The sequence below is a fragment of the Acinetobacter sp. Ag2 genome (assembly GCF_001005515.1).
Taxonomy (GTDB): Bacteria; Pseudomonadota; Gammaproteobacteria; order Pseudomonadales; family Moraxellaceae; genus Acinetobacter; species Acinetobacter bereziniae.
Genome location: NZ_LBNA01000059.1, coordinates 188,248 through 205,180 on the forward strand (window position 1 = coordinate 188,248; position 16,933 = coordinate 205,180).

The 16,933-nt window shown below is 37.3% G+C and carries 15 protein-coding genes and 1 pseudogene; 10 read left to right on the plus strand and 6 right to left on the minus strand.

Translation table 11 applies throughout. From position 1 onward, the window contains the following. The first annotated feature begins 120 nt into the window (after positions 1-120). On the plus strand, positions 121-510 hold the full coding sequence (locus AAV97_RS20075) for a carboxymuconolactone decarboxylase family protein (RefSeq protein WP_035300046.1): 390 nt from the start codon (positions 121-123) through the stop codon (positions 508-510). Between the two features lie 63 nt (positions 511-573). On the opposite strand, the gene AAV97_RS20080 is transcribed toward AAV97_RS20075, so the two are convergent. Then, positions 574-828 carry a hypothetical protein gene (locus AAV97_RS20080; protein WP_004829182.1) on the minus strand — a complete coding sequence of 85 codons (255 nt, stop codon included), beginning with the start codon at positions 826-828 and terminating at the stop codon, positions 574-576. 295 nt (positions 829-1,123) lie between these two features. Here AAV97_RS20080 and AAV97_RS20085 point away from each other — a divergent pair, with 295 nt between their 5' ends. The 4 genes from AAV97_RS20085 (at position 1,124) to AAV97_RS20100 (ending at position 4,163) form a co-directional block, all read left to right on the plus strand. After that, positions 1,124-1,477 (plus strand): hypothetical protein, encoded by a 354-nt coding sequence (locus AAV97_RS20085; protein ID WP_042087625.1) that lies wholly within the window; start codon positions 1,124-1,126, stop codon positions 1,475-1,477. 1 nt (position 1,478) lies between these two features. Beyond that, positions 1,479-3,215, plus strand: a complete 1,737-nt coding sequence (locus tag AAV97_RS20090) for a PepSY-associated TM helix domain-containing protein (RefSeq protein ID WP_046761545.1) — start codon at positions 1,479-1,481, stop codon at positions 3,213-3,215. Further along, complete coding sequence (locus tag AAV97_RS20095; protein ID WP_046761546.1) at positions 3,212-3,550, plus strand: DUF3325 domain-containing protein; 339 nt, start codon at positions 3,212-3,214, stop codon at positions 3,548-3,550. The genes AAV97_RS20090 and AAV97_RS20095 overlap by 4 nt, the downstream gene beginning before the upstream one ends. An 88-nt stretch (positions 3,551-3,638) precedes the next feature. Further along, the gene (locus AAV97_RS20100; RefSeq protein ID WP_046761547.1) at positions 3,639-4,163 is read left to right on the plus strand and encodes a tetratricopeptide repeat protein; all 525 of its coding nucleotides are present in this window, start codon (positions 3,639-3,641) and stop codon (positions 4,161-4,163) included. Positions 4,164-4,207: 44 nt separating this feature from the next. Here the strand turns inward: AAV97_RS20100 and AAV97_RS21515 are convergent. From AAV97_RS21515 to AAV97_RS20120, 5 genes and pseudogenes are all read right to left on the minus strand, one after another. Beyond that, positions 4,208-4,351, minus strand: a pseudogene (locus AAV97_RS21515) (DUF4424 family protein); the annotation flags it as partial. Between the two features lie 78 nt (positions 4,352-4,429). After that, complete coding sequence (locus AAV97_RS20105; protein ID WP_046761548.1) at positions 4,430-5,848, minus strand: Asp-tRNA(Asn)/Glu-tRNA(Gln) amidotransferase GatCAB subunit A; 1,419 nt, start codon at positions 5,846-5,848, stop codon at positions 4,430-4,432. Beyond that, positions 5,838-6,020, minus strand: a complete 183-nt coding sequence (locus AAV97_RS20110) for a hypothetical protein (RefSeq protein ID WP_042087635.1) — start codon at positions 6,018-6,020, stop codon at positions 5,838-5,840. The genes AAV97_RS20105 and AAV97_RS20110 overlap by 11 nt, the downstream gene beginning before the upstream one ends. Positions 6,021-6,677: 657 nt before the next feature. Then, the gene (locus tag AAV97_RS20115) at positions 6,678-7,238 is read right to left on the minus strand and encodes a hypothetical protein (RefSeq protein ID WP_046761549.1); all 561 of its coding nucleotides are present in this window, start codon (positions 7,236-7,238) and stop codon (positions 6,678-6,680) included. 4 nt (positions 7,239-7,242) lie between these two features. Then, entirely contained in the window at positions 7,243-8,085 is an 843-nt protein-coding gene (locus AAV97_RS20120) for a hypothetical protein (RefSeq protein WP_046761550.1), read from the minus strand. Positions 8,086-8,372: 287 nt separating this feature from the next. Here AAV97_RS20120 and ahcY point away from each other — a divergent pair, with 287 nt between their 5' ends. The 5 genes from ahcY to AAV97_RS20145 all read left to right on the plus strand — a co-directional run bounded on the left by ahcY (position 8,373) and on the right by AAV97_RS20145 (position 16,878). Beyond that, entirely contained in the window at positions 8,373-9,755 is a 1,383-nt protein-coding gene (gene ahcY / locus AAV97_RS20125) for an adenosylhomocysteinase (protein WP_004829204.1), read from the plus strand. A 124-nt stretch (positions 9,756-9,879) separates the two neighbouring features. Beyond that, positions 9,880-10,716: a methylenetetrahydrofolate reductase [NAD(P)H] gene (gene metF / locus AAV97_RS20130; RefSeq protein ID WP_042087640.1), complete on the plus strand. Its 837-nt coding sequence runs from the start codon at positions 9,880-9,882 to the stop codon at positions 10,714-10,716. Positions 10,717-10,754: 38 nt separating this feature from the next. After that, positions 10,755-11,468: a 16S rRNA (uracil(1498)-N(3))-methyltransferase gene (locus AAV97_RS20135; RefSeq protein ID WP_046761551.1), complete on the plus strand. Its 714-nt coding sequence runs from the start codon at positions 10,755-10,757 to the stop codon at positions 11,466-11,468. A 563-nt stretch (positions 11,469-12,031) separates the two neighbouring features. Then, on the plus strand, positions 12,032-14,470 hold the full coding sequence (locus AAV97_RS20140) for an EAL domain-containing protein (RefSeq protein WP_228136574.1): 2,439 nt from the start codon (positions 12,032-12,034) through the stop codon (positions 14,468-14,470). A 137-nt stretch (positions 14,471-14,607) separates the two neighbouring features. Further along, positions 14,608-16,878, plus strand: coding sequence for an NADP-dependent malic enzyme (locus AAV97_RS20145; protein WP_009584199.1), 2,271 nt, complete (start codon positions 14,608-14,610; stop codon positions 16,876-16,878). Positions 16,879-16,933 lie beyond the last annotated feature (55 nt).

The window sequence follows — 16,933 nt, forward strand, 5'->3', positions numbered from 1 at the left end:
ATAAGCTTTTATCAAAAGCAGTGAATCATTTTCACTGCTTTTTCTTAGACCTATTGCCAATGAGGGCATTAAACTATTTCAGTATAGTGTCAAAAATAGAACAGCACAGGAAAAACGATGATGTCTAAACAAGATTATGAGAATGGTTTAAAAGTCCGTACAGAAGTGATGGGTGAAAGTTTTGTCAAACGTGCTCAAGACAACACCGTGTCATTTACTGAACCATTGCAAGACTGGATTAATGAGCACGCATGGGGTTCAACTTGGCAGCGTGAAGGTGTATTGCCTCGTAAATATCGCTCATTGATCACCATCGCATTTTTGGTCGCACAAAAAAGTCCAACTGAACTTAAAGGTCATATTCGTGGTGCTTTAAACAATGGTGCAAGCGTAGAAGAAATACAGGAAGTTCTTTTACACAGCCTTCCTTACTGTGGCGCACCAACAACTCAAGAAGCTTTTCGAGCTGCACTTGAAGTCATCAACGAATATCAAAGCCAGCAGTCTTAGTTTTATAGAGCTTTGCTTTTGATCAATCGTCGATATTTACAAGATATATCTACGATTGAATCATTAGTTCCAAAACACATTGAACGTATAAAAAAACTCATCGACTTCAAAACGAATGTGATAACCCAATTGTGTCAACTCTGAGGAGAGTGCTCGTATATCTTCTAAGGCTAAATGCTTGGGTAAAACTGTAAATACTGCGGTATTGCCCTGCTTTGCATTTTCTTCAATCATTTGAGCAAGGCGAATCTTGTATAATTCGATATTGAGATTTGAGTTTGCTGCCAGCTGTTTGGCATCATCGGCATGAATAAACATTTTTTATTTCCATATTTTTATTAACATTAATACAAGATATAAATAAAAGTAAAAATACGCTGTGTGGTTTGTGTTAGCTAAGATATCTTTAAAATTCAAATTAAGGCTAAGCTCGCTAGATCGATCAATTTTCACATTTTTTTCAACAGGTCTGAGCGGTTTATATACGATCAATTCATAAAATTTAAAATAAATCCACTGCTTTATTTGAATGAAATTTAACTTTTATGTTTAAAAAGTAAATGATAATTGTTATTATTTACTTAATTTTTAACCTTTATTGATTTGATTGCCTATGAATAGCCAGACTGAACTCGATGCGCTGAGTGCATCAGTTTCAACTCCGACTGTCTCTGCACGAGCTAAATCCACACCCTCCCTGTTAAAATACCGCTTCATGATTTTTTATCGATTTGCCTTAGCAATTTTAGGTGGCTATTTACTTGCCTCTTTGTCCGCTATGGTGATCGCAAAAACTTTTGCAGATTATCGAGCCTCAGCTGCGATGGCATCTACCCTGCTTGCTTTCTGTATTCATTGCGCCGCTTTCATTTGGGTATTTATGGTCAACAAAACCTTCAAAGCCAGTTTAGGGATCGTTGTTCCATGCATCATTTTATTGATCATTTTAAAAATGATGGGGAACTAACATGCGTGTAGATGCAAAAGTTGAGGGTCCACGTCAATCGATGTCTTGGCTACATACATGGGCAAGTCTAATTTTGGGTTGGTTACTCTATGCGATTTTTTTAACAGGAACATTGAGCTTTTTTCAGTCAGAAATTTCTGTTTGGATGAAACCTGAAACTCACCAATCTGTTCCAAGCTCATCGCAATTACAACAAACTCAAGTTGCTTTAAATTATTTACAGAAGAATTATCCCGATGCAGGCAGTTGGACCATCCAATTACCAAATTCGAGACAAACCACCACTGAGTTAAACATCCGCAAACAAGGTGAAGATTTACAAGCCCGCCGTGGTGGTGAGCGCATTACTATTGACAGTGCAACCGGTCAAGTGATCGAAGCACGAGACACTCGGGGTGGTGGTTTTCTCTATCGCTTTCACTTTGAACTCTATGGCGTAGATCGGATTTGGGCGCGCTGGTTGGTCGGTCTAGCAACCATGTTAATGTTTGTTGCGATCATCAGTGGCATCATTACACATAAAAAAATCTTTAAAGATTTCTTTACTTTCCGTTCTGGGAAAGGACAACGCTCTTGGTTAGATGCACATAATGCTACAGCGGTTTTTGCACTCCCTTTTCATATCATGATCACATTTAGTGGTCTGTTACTGCTCATGTTTATGTTTATGCCTTGGGGGATCAACCAAGTTTATGAAGATCGACAAGAGTTTTTTCAGGAAATGCGTGGTGGTGTTCAACAGAATAATACACGTAATCGAACAACAGAAAATCGTAACGGAACTGCAAACACAGCTCAGGGGCAAACTGGTCAAGCTCAACAAACTGCGGGCAATGAACAACGTTCACGTGGTGAAAGACGTGCTAAACATCAACAAGAAGCAGGACAGCCCGCAGCACTCACTGATTTAGCACCAATTATTGCAAATGCACAAATCCAGTGGAAAGACAATCCAATTGCGTCAATTCAGATCATTGCACCAAACACCACCAATGCAAGTATTGAACTTCGAGCACTTTATGCAAAAAGTGTAATACAACGTGGTGTATATCCTGTTTTAAAGTTTGATGGTGTTACGGGGAAAAACATCTCTGATGATCTACAAGCCAGAAATACTTCTGTTCCAATGGGTATCTACAACGTTGTGACTGTCTTACATGAAGCACGTGGACTAGATTTGACTTTCCGCTGGTTATTGTTCTTTTCTGGTGTTCTGGGCACTTTAATGGTGGCTACGGGCTTGATCTTGTGGTGTGTAAAAAGAGCACCTCAACAGCAAAAACAAGGTTATAAATCTTTTGGCTATCGCTTTGTAGAGGTCATGAATATTGCTGCAGTGATTGGGTTACCAATTGCTTGTGCAGCTTATTTCTATGCCAATCGTTTTATTCCTTTTGAAGTAGAAGCACGTCTAAACTGGGAAATTCGTGCCTTCTTTATCGCATGGCTTGCAAGTTTAATTTATGCGGCAATCCGACCACATCGTCAGGCTTGGTTAGAACTTTTAATGCTGGCAACAGTTGCCTATGCCCTGTTACCACTCATTAATTTTATGACAGGCGGTCAAGCACTTTGGAACAGTATTGCCAATGGTCAATGGATGATTGCATCTTTTGATTTAATGACATGGGCGATCGCAATTTTGTTTTTCTTGTCATTTTATAAAGTCAAAAAACATAAAGGGCTTCCAATCAAAAAAGCTAAAAATGTACCAGCAACCAAGGAGATTGCTGTATGATTTTCTTCTTATTGATTTGGTCTATATCCAGTTTAGCGATGATTGCACTTGCCAGCGCTATGTCAAAGCATCAAAAACAAATTTATGGTCATGAATTAGCAAAAAAAACCACCCTATTTGCGACAATGTCAGGTTGGGGCTTATTGTTCATCTCTTTAATCATCTGCTTAATGTCAGGAAAACCGAGTAGTATGCTGAGTCTATGGGTAGGCATACTCACTTTTTCAGCATTATTCGTAGGATCATTGTTGAGCTATTACAGCGCTAAAATAAAAACTGTAGCAATCATCTGCCTCATTGTGAGTTGTATCACAGGTATCATCCTACTGGTCTAAATTGTTTGGTCAAAATCAGTTATACTCTTAAGCCAATCTTAGATTGGCTTTTTTGTTAAAACTCTTTTGTCTTTACATTGGTATTTTTATGTCTAAACCACTTTCAATCCCTTCAGAATTGTTAAATCGTGCTGCGATAGGAAATCCTGCTGCACAATTTGAACTTGCTGAAATTTACATGCAAAGTGAGGATGAAGATAACAATCAACTCGCCGAAGAATGGGCATTGAAAGCAGCACAATTAGGGCATGTAGAAGCCATGTACTGGTTAGGTGAAGGCTATACTTATTATGCAAAAGAAATTTTGGAAGAAGATCCAGATGAATCCAAAACCTACTTCGAGCATGCACATCGCTGGTTAGAACAAGCCGCAAAACATCAACACCCTGCTGCATTATTAGAATTGTCTAATTTTTATCGTCGTGGTGATGTGGTTGAAAAAGATCTACTTAAATCTGTGGAACTGCTAGAACAATCCGCGAAATTAGGTGAAATTCAAGCCATGCGTGATTTGGTCTGTGTTTATGAGCATGGCTTAGGTGTTGATATTGATGATGAAAAAGCAGACTTCTGGGCAGATAAAGTCCAAACGATTGAAGATACTGAAAAATAAAGCAGTGCATCAAGTCTAATAATATGGGCTTGATGCTGAGTTTCTTTAATTAACTTCTTACTGATCCATAAATCTTCACTGTACACCGCAATATTTTTATTTTTAAGGTATTCAATTCCACCTGTCCTCACATAACCAGTTGAATCATTGGCAAATACGGGTATCATTGCAAAAATTGAACTCAGCATGATGATTTTAACCAATAGAAATACAAGCCTTGACTCATATTTCTATCATCCTGTCTTAGCACTTAAACGTTAAAAGGTTTAAATGCGGTCTAAAACTGGCTGTTGATAATTAAACTTAACCTGTTCTTCAATAGCTAAGGCGATATTAAATACCTTTGGTTCTTGGAAAGCAGGACCTATGATTTGCAATCCGACTGGTTGCCCATCAATTAAACCACATGGGATAGTTAATGCAGGTAAACCTGTTAAATTACTCGGACCCGTAAAACGAATAATATGATTTAATAGATCAACACGCTCACCATTAAGTTTTGCAACTGAACTGCCTATATCAGGTGGCAAAATAGGTAATGTTGGTGCAATCAAAACATCAATTTCTTTGAAGGCTTGGGCAAACTGTTGTTTTAGTTCCCTTCTTAATTGTTGAGCTTGTAAATATTCTACTGCCGTTGGCAACTCACCCAATTCAAATAATAGACGAATATCATCACCAAAATCATTTGGACGCTGCTGTAAATCATCATGGTGAATCGTAGCGGCTTCTGACAGACTCGTCACTAATTCTACATATTCAGCATTTTTCAATGCTGGGATTGCGACCTTCTTAATGATAGCACCACGCTGCTCAAGCTGAGCAATTTGTTCACGAACTAATTTTTCAATCGGCGCATCGACTTGATGAAAGAAATAGTCTTCGTTAATACCAATGACTTTACCTTTGACATCACTATTGAGCAAGGCAATATAATCTGGAATTTCAACGTGTTTAGAGGTCGGATCTCGCTCATCAAATCCTGCTATTACTTTTAACATGGCAGCAGCGTCTGCAACAGTTTTAGCCATTGGTCCAATATGATCTAAAGTCCATGCCAATGGAAAACAACCATACTTTGCAACTAAACCATGAGTTGGTTTTAACCCAACTAAACCACATGCTGAAGATGGGATACGAATTGAACCTGCTGTGTCAGTTCCTAATGTAATGGTCGACATTCCTGAAGCAACAGCTGCACCTGAACCACCGCTTGACCCTCCAGGAATCTTATCAAGATTCCATGGATTACGGCACGGACCGAAATGTGGACTGTTATTGGTAATGCCCCATGCATACTCATGCATATTTAACTTACCGATAATGATTGCGCCCGCAGCCTTGAGTTTGGAAATCACAGTTGCATCATCACTAGAAATGAAATTGGCATGAATCTTAGAAGCCATAGTGGTCACTTCACCACCAATATAAATATTGTCCTTAATCCCCATTGGAATACCGTGGAATATGCCCTTATAGTTTCCTTGCGCAATCTCTACATCTGCTTGAGCAGCCTCTGCTAAGGCTTTATCTGCGCGAAATGAAATATATGCATTGATTTCTGCATTGTAATCTTGAGCATATTGCAATACGAGTTGAGTTAAATCTACTGAACTTACACTACGGTCTTGAATGCGTTTAGCCAACTCGACAACTGAAAGGCTTAAGAGGTCTTTATTTAACATGATCGCCTCCAGCTGTATTTGTGACACAAATATCATGGTCATTTTTAGTTTGAGTTTGAACCGCTTTTTTGAGCGCTTTGATTCCTTGCCATCTTTGTTCTAATTCTGCTTGAGTTTTCGGATTGACTGGTATATTCAACTGTCCCAATATTTTTGTTGCACTAATATCCATTATTATCACCGTCCTTTTGGAAAATTATATTTTCAGATTGACCATTCGATTCCCATAAAGCTGGAGCCTCAATAAAATTATAATTATTGAATTTCACCTATAAAGATCATTTAATAGACAATCAGCTCCAATTTAATTGGATATAAAAAATATAATATTAGACCTAGGTTGTATTGACAAATAAAACCCCCAACACAATAAATCACTCAATGTAGTTAAAATAAAAAAATTATTATAAATAAAACCATCTCACACTCAATAAAATAAATTTATACATTTATTACCAGTATATTTTCATTAATTATAAAAACTTAAACATCAAAAGTTAAAAAAATATATTCATAAAATAGGAGAAAATATATATAAATTTTAAACCCATATTTACATTAAAAATACTAATCTTTATTCATATCGATATTAGGTTTCTTGCATCAGGCATTTTTAAAAAAATATAATTCAATATAAAATCTTCCTCATCCTTGCCTTCTCCCTTTGGGAGAACGAACTTTCAATATTAATATGATTCGTTCAACATGATCATTTTTTTATTTATGAAAAATATCTATTTAGGACCGTTTATAAACAAATAATCTGCCCTATCCAAGCACTCAGTTCTACCCACTTTGACGAATAATTCTATTTCTCTTTATCACAATATTAAATTCCATCCAAATCAGGAAATTCAATATTTTGATAACGATGAGCGTAAATAGCGACATCTAAAGTAATGTGAGTCGAAATATCATTCATGATCTGTTCTTGAAAAAGGACTTCTTTTTCTAATATGGCATTCCAATACTTAGGTTGATCTGAAAAGTTTTGATAGTAGTCTAGTACCTCGATGACCTCACTTAATAAAGCCACCAATGCTTGAGATTTATCTTGTTTTGAAACCATCATTGCAAAAGCATCTAAACAAATCACTTCAATTTCATCCAGTTCCTCATAATCATCTACATATTCATCAATTGCCGCATTAGAGCGCTGAATCTTTTGTTGATAGTGAATCAAAAGCTCATGATCAATATCATTAAATAGTTGGGATTTATTGATGGTAATTTGATAATTTTTTTCAATAAAAACATAAAAATGAGGTAATTTTTCATAAAAACTAAAAAGGGCTTTGACCAAACTTTTACGTTGTTCAATTGAGGCTTGTTCAATCGCTTGTTTGAGTGCAAAAGTATGTAAATCAATAATTTTAACGATATCTATCATTTTTTCAGCCCCAATACTGACTTTTTAAAACCATAAAACCAATCCAAAGAAAAAGTAACGTCATCACACTTACAATAACTATCACACTGATCAGCACATATCTCAACCAAGCGGGTTGACGATTCAGTGCTTGGCTAAAACCTGACAAATGCTTTCTTAATCGTCCCACTACATACATCGAACCGGCAATAGCCACGGCAAAAACCAAAAAATACTGGGCAATAAAAAAGATTTTAGCGAGCCACGACCCTCTTAAATCAAACCACCTCTGAGAATAAAATAAAAAAGCGTCTTGGGGTTGTGCTGGGTTAACCCAAACCTCAAATTCATGCTTGTTTATTGAATGTTCAAACTTTTGCTGTGAAGATTGCTTTAAAGTATCAGATTGATCTGTAACCCACAGATAATACTGCCGAGTAATATCAGGTTGTTCGACTGTATACATCTTTTGTTGATAACGATACTCATAGATCACATTCATATAAGCAAAACTGGTACTGCGCCCGATTCGATACTGTTCAGCAGAGTAATCAATGATACGAACGTGTTGTACTTTTTCCCAAGTCGGATGCCAGAGTTTAAATTCTTCAAATTGTATACGTGGTGAAGCGGTATAAACACATTGCAAAATAAAATAACTACAGATCAACACCAAAGCATGCACATGGCTGTGTTTGGAAAGAGAAAATTTGCGCCCTAGAAATACAGAGAAAATGATATAGAACAAGAACACATAGAGAAAAATGTGAATATTTTCATCTGCAATAAAATAGAAAAATATGCCAAAAATCACAAATACAGCTACAAATATAACGCCTAAATATTGTTTGATTTGATGTGAATGCATTATTTGCCTTTATTATGATGTTGATCGCTTTATTGATACTGAACTATTTTTCATACAGATTTTGCCCAAAAACTAATTCTATCTTTTAGTTGAATATTAACCAACTACATTTGAACTCTACTAAAATCTAGGTACAATAGTCGCCAGTCGAGGGATGCTGCGACTTTTTCACAGGCACATAAATGTGAAATCGCTAGGCTCGACGATTCGGTCAGACATTCGTGCTGGTCAACAACGGCATCCGCGAACTGAATGATCAATATTTGTTATTTATAAAGGAGATCGTGATGAACGCGGTTAATGCTTCATTTACAGATTATAAAGTTGCTGATATTTCCCTAGCCGATTACGGTCGTAAAGAAATCAAACTTGCTGAAGCAGAAATGCCAGCATTGATGGGTTTACGTAAGCGTTACTCAGCAGCAAAACCACTTGCTGGTGCAAAAATTCTTGGTTGTATCCATATGACCATTCAAACCGCTGTTTTGATTGAAACACTGGTTGAACTTGGTGCAGAAGTACGTTGGACTTCATGCAACATCTTCTCGACTCAAGACCATGCTGCTGCGGCTATTGCTGCTTCTGGTATTCCAGTATTTGCTTGGAAAGGTGAGACTGAAGAAGAATACATGTGGTGCCTTGAACAACAAATCAATGTAAATGGCAAACCTTGGGATGCCAACATGATTTTAGATGATGGCGGTGATTTAACGGCTGTTGTTCATGAAAAATATCCTGAACTCATCGCTAAAATTCATGGTATCACTGAAGAAACAACTACAGGCGTACAACGTCTACATGAAATGTTCCGTGATGGAACATTGAAAGTTCCAGCAATCAATGTCAATGACTCGATTACCAAGTCTAAAAATGACAATAAATACGGTTGCCGCCATTCTCTGAATGATGCCATCAAACGTGGTACAGATATGCTTTTATCTGGACGTCGTGCATTGGTGATCGGTTATGGCGATGTGGGTAAAGGTTCTGCTCAATCTCTTCGTCAAGAAGGCATGATTGTTCGCGTAACTGAAATTGACCCAATCTGTGCAATGCAAGCATGTATGGACGGTTATGAAGTCGTTTCTCCATACAAAAATGGTGTTCAAACAGGCAAGAAAGAAGATATTAACTTAGACCTTCTTCAAAATACTGACCTCATTGTGACCACAACTGGTAACTACCACGTGTGTGACTCAGCAATGTTGGATACGTTAAAAGCAGGATCAGTGGTGTGTAACATCGGTCACTTTGATACTGAAATTGATACCAACTATTTACGTGGCTACAAATGGGTTGAAGTTAAACCACAAGTACACCAAGTTTATCGTACAGAAAATGAAAACGATTATTTGATCCTTTTATCTGAGGGACGTTTGGTTAACTTAGGCAATGCAACAGGTCACCCTTCTCGTGTAATGGATGGTTCTTTTGCCAACCAAGTATTAGGTCAAATGCATCTATTTGCTGAAAAATTTGCAGATCTTCCAGAAGATCAAAAAGCAGCAAAAATCCGTGTTGAATTAATTCCTAAAAAACTGGATGAAGAAGTTGCTGCTGCAATGGTTGCTGGTTTTGGTGGTGTATTGACACAATTGACTCAAGAACAAGCAGACTACTTAGGTGTGCAAGTTGAGGGTCCGTTTAAATCTGAAGCTTATAAATACTAAGTTTTCATCCTATCTACCCTACACTTTCAAAGTTTATATATTGAAAGTGGATATCCTCTCTTTAGGGAGAGGATTGGGTAAAAGTGAAAGACATTAAAAAGCATTTATAAAAAAGGATTTAATCATGAGCAAACGTATTCCCATTTCGTTTGAGTTTTTCCCAACCAAAACCGATGCAGGTGCGGAAAAACTTAAAATCGTTCATCAAGAATTGCAACAATTCAATCCAGAGTTTTTTTCGATTACTTATGGTGCTGGTGGTTCTACCCGTGAACGTACTTTAGCCGCAATTAATGATTTTAATGGTAAAGGTACACCTGTTGCCCCACATCTTTCATGTATTGGAGATGATAAGGCACGCATTGCTGAATTATTAGATATTTATAAGGCACAGGGTATTGATCGTATCGTTGCATTACGTGGTGATTTACCATCAGGTCAAGTTGGGCTAGGTGAACTCCCTTATGCGACCGATTTGGTTCGTTTTATTCGTGAACATACGGGTGACCACTTTAAAATTGAAGTCGCAGCATACCCAGAAATGCATCCTCAAGCGGAAAGCTATGATGCAGATATTCAACACTTTATTGAAAAAGTAAATGCTGGAGCAAATGCAGCCATTACTCAATTTTTCTTTAATCCAGATGCCTATTTCTATTTTGTAGATCGTATCCAAAAAGCAGGAATTGATATTCCTGTTGCACCAGGCATTATGCCAATTACCAATGCCAGTAATTTAATTCGCTTTGCTGATGGTACGGGTGCTGAAATCCCACGATGGATTCGTAAGCAACTTGCCACTTATGGTGATGACTCTGCCAGCATTAAAGCCTTTGGTCATGAGGTTGTGATTAAGCTGTGTGAACGCCTCATTGCAGGTGGTGCACCGAGTTTGCACTTCTATACAATGAACCACACTGAACCGAACCGTCAACTTGTCCTTGATCTTGGCTTAGCTTAAATCAAAAAATTGAATTCCTTACTTGTGAGTTAAACTGAATGCCTCGCTTTTATATTGAAACGGATCTGGCTGTCGATACGACAGTTGAACTGACTGAAACCGTATTTCATCATTGGGTTAAGGTATTACGTGCACAAGTCGGTGAACAAGCCACTTTGTTCAATGGACAAGGTGGAGAATATGAAGTGCGCTTAACAGAGGTTGCTAAAAAGTCAGCTTCTGTTGCGGTGCAATCATTTCACTCCGATAATCGGACGCCTGCTTTTAATGCTTTGCTAGGACAAGTCATGAGTAAAGGTGATCGTATGGATTATGCCATACAGAAAGCAGTTGAACTTGGTGTATCCAAAATTCAATTACTGACTTCTGAGCGTTGTGAAATGCGTTTAAAATATGACCGCGATCAAAAAAAGCTTGATCATTGGCAAGGTATTGCGATTGCTGCTTGTGAACAGTGTGGGATGAATATTGTGCCTGAAATTCTTGCTCCTTTGAGCTTACAAAGCTGGCTGGAAAGTAAATTACCAGAGACTCGTTTTGTTCTTGCTCCTGAAAAAGAGCAAACCGATGTTCTAGCAAATGCATCCTCAAATCTTGCACTGTTGATTGGTCCAGAAGGTGGACTCAGTGAAGCAGAAATCTTGACAGCGAACCAATATGGCTTTAAAAATTGGTGTATTGGTCAACGTGTATTAAGAACCGAGACTGCACCTATCGTTGCCCTGTCTATTTTGAATTATTATTTCCCATAAAAGTGACTTCTATCACACAAAGCAATTGCAAATTTGGTGATTTCACAGTATTTTAGTAGCAAAGAGACTATTAATTAACAAATTTTCAATAGTTGCTCCCCTTAAACCTACGCATTCTAAAAATAGCAGAGGTGCAACAGCTAATGAATGATGTTCAGGAAGAGCTTCTTTCATATGATGTGAATTCATCGAACATCAGAAAGACTGTTAAAAATATCCGAATTTTTTTTATTTGGGTATTATTTACGTGCATTTGTGATGCCTTTATTTATCTTTATTTGTTTAAGACACATACCGATTTACTGACATCTTGGTTTGCTGCCACTGTTTTATTTATCCTGTCGACCTGTATTTTTCTAACCTGTATGCTTTATCAAAAGAAAAAAAAATCTTTTAAGCATATGCATGTATTTTTTCAATTTTTTAGTCTAATTTTAGGCAGTCTCTTTGGTATTGGCATCTATATTATCAATTTAGAATTGACCAGATTACCCGATACACTTAACCCTTTTTATTCTTTTCTTTTATCCAGTTTTTTGTTGAGTTTTTCTTATGTTATGGCGATGAACTTTCTGAATCAACGATTCAGTTATTTCACCGCTTTGTTTGTCCCGTCTTCGATTCCTGTTTTCAGCATTCCATTACTATTTCCACAAAATACCAATGAAGTGTATAGCACAGTATTTATTGTTTGGTTCGCATTGTTATTTTTCAGTGCGTATATCTCACATAAAATTTACTTGAATTCGGAAATTTTAAATCTAAAAAATCGTGTATTGATTAGACAATCTCAGCAACAACTTGAACAATCAAAAAGTTTACAGCTTCAACTCAAAAATGAAATCTCCAAAACTGAAACCATGAAAAATGAGTTGCAACTGCATAATCATTTATTAGAACAAAAAGTTAAAGAGCGAACATATGATTTTAAGCAAATGAATGATCGTCTTGAGAATCATCAAGCCAATCTTACCTTTGCACATGAAACCGCTGGAATCCATTCATGGGTCTGGAACATAGAGAAACGGACCTTTGAAATAGCCGACTCAAAGAGTGATGCTGAATTTAGACAATTAAATCTTAAACAGAACAGTGTAGATGATTTCATTCATCCTGAAGATATTGAAAATTATAAAACGCTACTTAAACAACATCTCAAAGGCAAGACTGAACGTTTTGAAGCAATTTATCGTGTAAAACGCGATGATCAATGGTGCTGGATTCAGGATATTGGTAAAGTAGTTTCAAAGAACTTTAACAATAAACCATTAAGAATGGTGGGTATTCAACGCAATATTCAAAAAGAAAAAACAGATCAAGAAAAATTAAAACTGGCTGCGAATGTTTTAGAACAAGTGGCTGAAGGTGTATTTATTTTAGACAATAATTTGTGTTATTTAGAAGTAAATCCCTATTTTGAACAACTTCTGGCATATACCGAAAATGATTTGATTGGTCGCCATCTCTTTGATATTACACTCAACAACAATGCACGTACGCAAAAGATGTATACGGTGATTACCCAAAGTTTAGTCCAACATGGTGAATTTGAATCAGAATTACAAATTGATTTCACATCAGGAAAAAAGTTGGTACTTTGGGTACATATTAATGCGATTTATGATGAAAAAAATAAAATTTCAAACTATGTGGGCATTATTACGGACTTAACTGATCGTAAAAAGCAGGAACAACGACTTTCTTACTTAGAGCATTATGATATTCTCACCGATCTGCCTAATCGCTTTTATTTCAAGCAACGACTTCATCATTATTTAACCCATTATTCGAGTACATTTAAAAACTTTGCGGTTTTACGCATTAACATTGATCGTTTTAAACTGTTTAATGAGTTCATGAGCCATAAAGAAGGTGATGAATTACTCAAACGAGTGGCACATCGTTTAAGATTATGTTGTAGCAATGCCTCGCTTATTGCCTATTTGAACAATGATGATTTTGCTGTGATATATAATTTAAACAGTAATATCAATATTCATCAGCATGCACAAAACATCTTAGATGCATTTAAACAGCCATTTGAAATCAATGCACAAGAACAAACCATTACGCTTTCAATTGGGATTGCCCTGTACCCAGAGCATGGGCTGCAACTGGATAGTTTAAATGGTCACGCAGAATCTGCTTTGAGAGAAGCCAAACACTTAGGTGGCAATACAGTTTATTTTTATTCTGATAAGAAAACACCTTTACTCAATCAAGGTATAAACTTAGAAAGCGAACTTCGAAAAGCGATTAAACATAAAGAGTTGACTGTCCACTATCAACCTAAAATCTGTGTTAAAACACAACGTATTTATGGTTTTGAAGCTTTAGTGCGTTGGCATCATCCTACACTGGGCTATATTTTGCCTGATATTTTTATTCCACTGGCAGAAGAAACCAGTTTAATTTCTGATATTGGATTGATCGTATTGCATGAAACCTGTAAACAGATTCAGTATTGGCAATCTCTTGGCTTTGATCACTTTAGAGTATCCATCAATATTGTTGCCCAACAAATCTATCGTGGTCAGTTGATTGAAGATATTGATTATGCGCTAAAAAAATATAATATTTCTGGTGATATGCTTGAACTTGAATTAACCGAATCTTCTTTATTTGAAAAGTCTGACCAAGTCAATTTACTTTTAAAACAACTGAAAGATCGTCATATTTCAATTTCTTTAGATGATTTCGGTACAGGTTATTCTTCCCTCGCCTATCTCACCAGTTATCCATTTGATATTTTAAAAATAGATAAAGCTTTTATTTCAAAAATTGGTCAAGAAAAAGACGAAGCGATTGTGAATGCAATTATTGCCATGGGAAATGCCATAGGGATTACGCTTGTTGCTGAAGGTGTAGAAACCAAAGAACAGGCATTATTTTTAGAAAAACATGGATGCTATATTTTACAAGGATTCTATTTTTCTAAAGCACTTTCTTCAGCAGACAGTACAAAATATTTAGAACAGCATAAGCTAATTACGATTTGCTAATTTTTTTAGACTTTAAATCTATAACTTTGTTGGAAATAACTGCTTTTTGACTGTCGGTATTGTTCAACAAATGTTATATTCGATCAAATTTAGTCAAACCACCAGCCTCGCTGGAACATGTAATAATCGAGATTCAGATGGATGATCAATCTTTAAAACAGCAAGCCCTTTACTATCACGAATTTCCAACACCAGGAAAAATCAGCGTTACACCAAGCAAGCAATTGGTCAATCAACATGATCTAGCACTTGCCTACTCTCCTGGCGTCGCAGCACCTTGTTTAGAAATTGAAAAAGACCCTTCTAAAGCTGCGCTTTATACTGCGCGTGGTAACTTGGTCGCAGTGGTCAGTAATGGTACAGCCGTTTTAGGACTGGGTAACATTGGTCCATTGGCATCTAAGCCAGTAATGGAAGGTAAAGGCGTATTATTTAAAAAATTCGCGGGTGTCGATGTTTTCGATATCGAAATTGCTGAAAATGATCCTGATAAAATTGTTGATATCGTAGCAGCATTAGAACCTACTTTTGGTGGAATCAACCTCGAAGACATTAAAGCACCAGAATGTTTCTATATTGAACAAAAACTTCGTGAACGCATGAAAATTCCTGTGTTCCATGATGATCAACACGGTACCTCTATCATTGTTGGTTCAGCACTTCTCAATGCCTTACAATTAAACGGTAAGAAAATTGATGAAATCAAAATTGTCGCTTCTGGCGCTGGTGCTGCGGCACTTTCATGTTTAGATTTACTTTGCGCGATTGGTGCGAAAAAAGAAAACATCATTGTGGCAGACTCACGTGGTCTATTAACCACAAAACGTGAAGGCTTAGATGAGTCGAAAAAGCGTTATGTACAAGATATTGAAGGCTCTCAAATCGCAGATGTGATTGCAGATGCGGATATGTTCTTAGGTCTTTCAGCAGCAGGTATCTTGACCAAAGAAATGGTTAAAGTGATGGCAGCAGATCCTATCATCTTTGCCTTAGCCAACCCAGATCCTGAAATTTTGCCTGAACATGCACATGAAGTACGTCCAGATGTGATTATGGCGACAGGTCGTTCAGACTATCCAAACCAAGTCAACAATGCGCTGTGCTTCCCTTATATCTTCCGTGGTGCGCTTGACGTGGGTGCAACAACAATTAATGAAGAGATGAAAATTGCTTGTGTGCATGCAATTGCACGTATGGCACATGTTGAAGCAGATGCTGCATCTTATGGTGAAAAATCTGCATCGTTTGGTCGTGATTATTTAATTCCACGTCCACTTGATCAACGTCTGATTTTAGAAATTGCACCTGCTGTCGCTCAAGCTGCGATGGACTCAGGTGTAGCGAGTCGCCCAATTGCTGACTTCTCTGCTTATCGTCAACGTTTATCTGAGTTTGTCTATAACTCAGCATTGATGATGAAACCTATTTTTGCGCAAGCAAAAACTGCACCTAAACGTATTGCTTATGCTGAAGGTGAAGATCTTCGTGTATTACGTGCAGTACAAATTGCAGTTGATGAAGGTTTAGCACAACCTATTCTTGTGGGTCGTACTTCTGTCATCGAAACCAACATTAAGAAATTGGGCTTACGTCTAGAACATGGTGTAAACATCACGATCGTTGATCAAGAGAAAAACCCTGATTACGATAAGTTTGCAGATGACTATTACAACTTGATGCAACGCAAAGGCGTAACGCCTGAGTATGCTCAACGTGAGTCACGTCGTCGTTCTACGCTGATCGCTGCAATGTTGGTTCGACATGGTTTAGCAGACGGTATGTTATGTGGTACTTATGCAAGTTATGACATTCATTTAGACTTTGTTAAAAATGTGATTGGTCTGAAAGATGGTCGTAGCACATTCTTTACTCTAAACGCATTGATGCTTGAAGATCGCAATATTTTCATTGCCGATACTTATGTAAACACCAACCCAACGGCTGAACAGCTTGCTGAAATGACAATTTTAGCTGCTGAAGAAGTTCGTCGTTTCGGTATGACGCCACGTGTTGCTTTATTGTCGCATTCAAGCTTTGGTTCAGACCAAAACGATCCAAGCGCACAGAAAATGCGTAAAGTGTTTGAAATCTTGACTGAGATTGCACCAGAGTTGGAAGTGGAAGGCGAAATGCACGCAGATGCGGCATTAGACGAAAATATTCGTCATTTTGCATTCCCAAATTCTCGCTTCAAAGGTTCTGCAAACTTGTTGATCATGCCAAATCTTGATGCGGCAAACATTTCATTCAACTTGTTAAAATCTACATCAGGCAATAATGTAACGATTGGTCCTATTTTGCTTGGTGCTGCGAAGCCAGTTCATATCTTAACACCAACTGCAACAACACGTCGTTTGGTGAATATGACTGCTTTAACTGTTGCTGAAATTCAACAAGCTCAAGGCTAACCCAGCTTAGTTGTAAATACTGCAGAACTTTAGTCAAGCAACTCAAGTTCTGTAC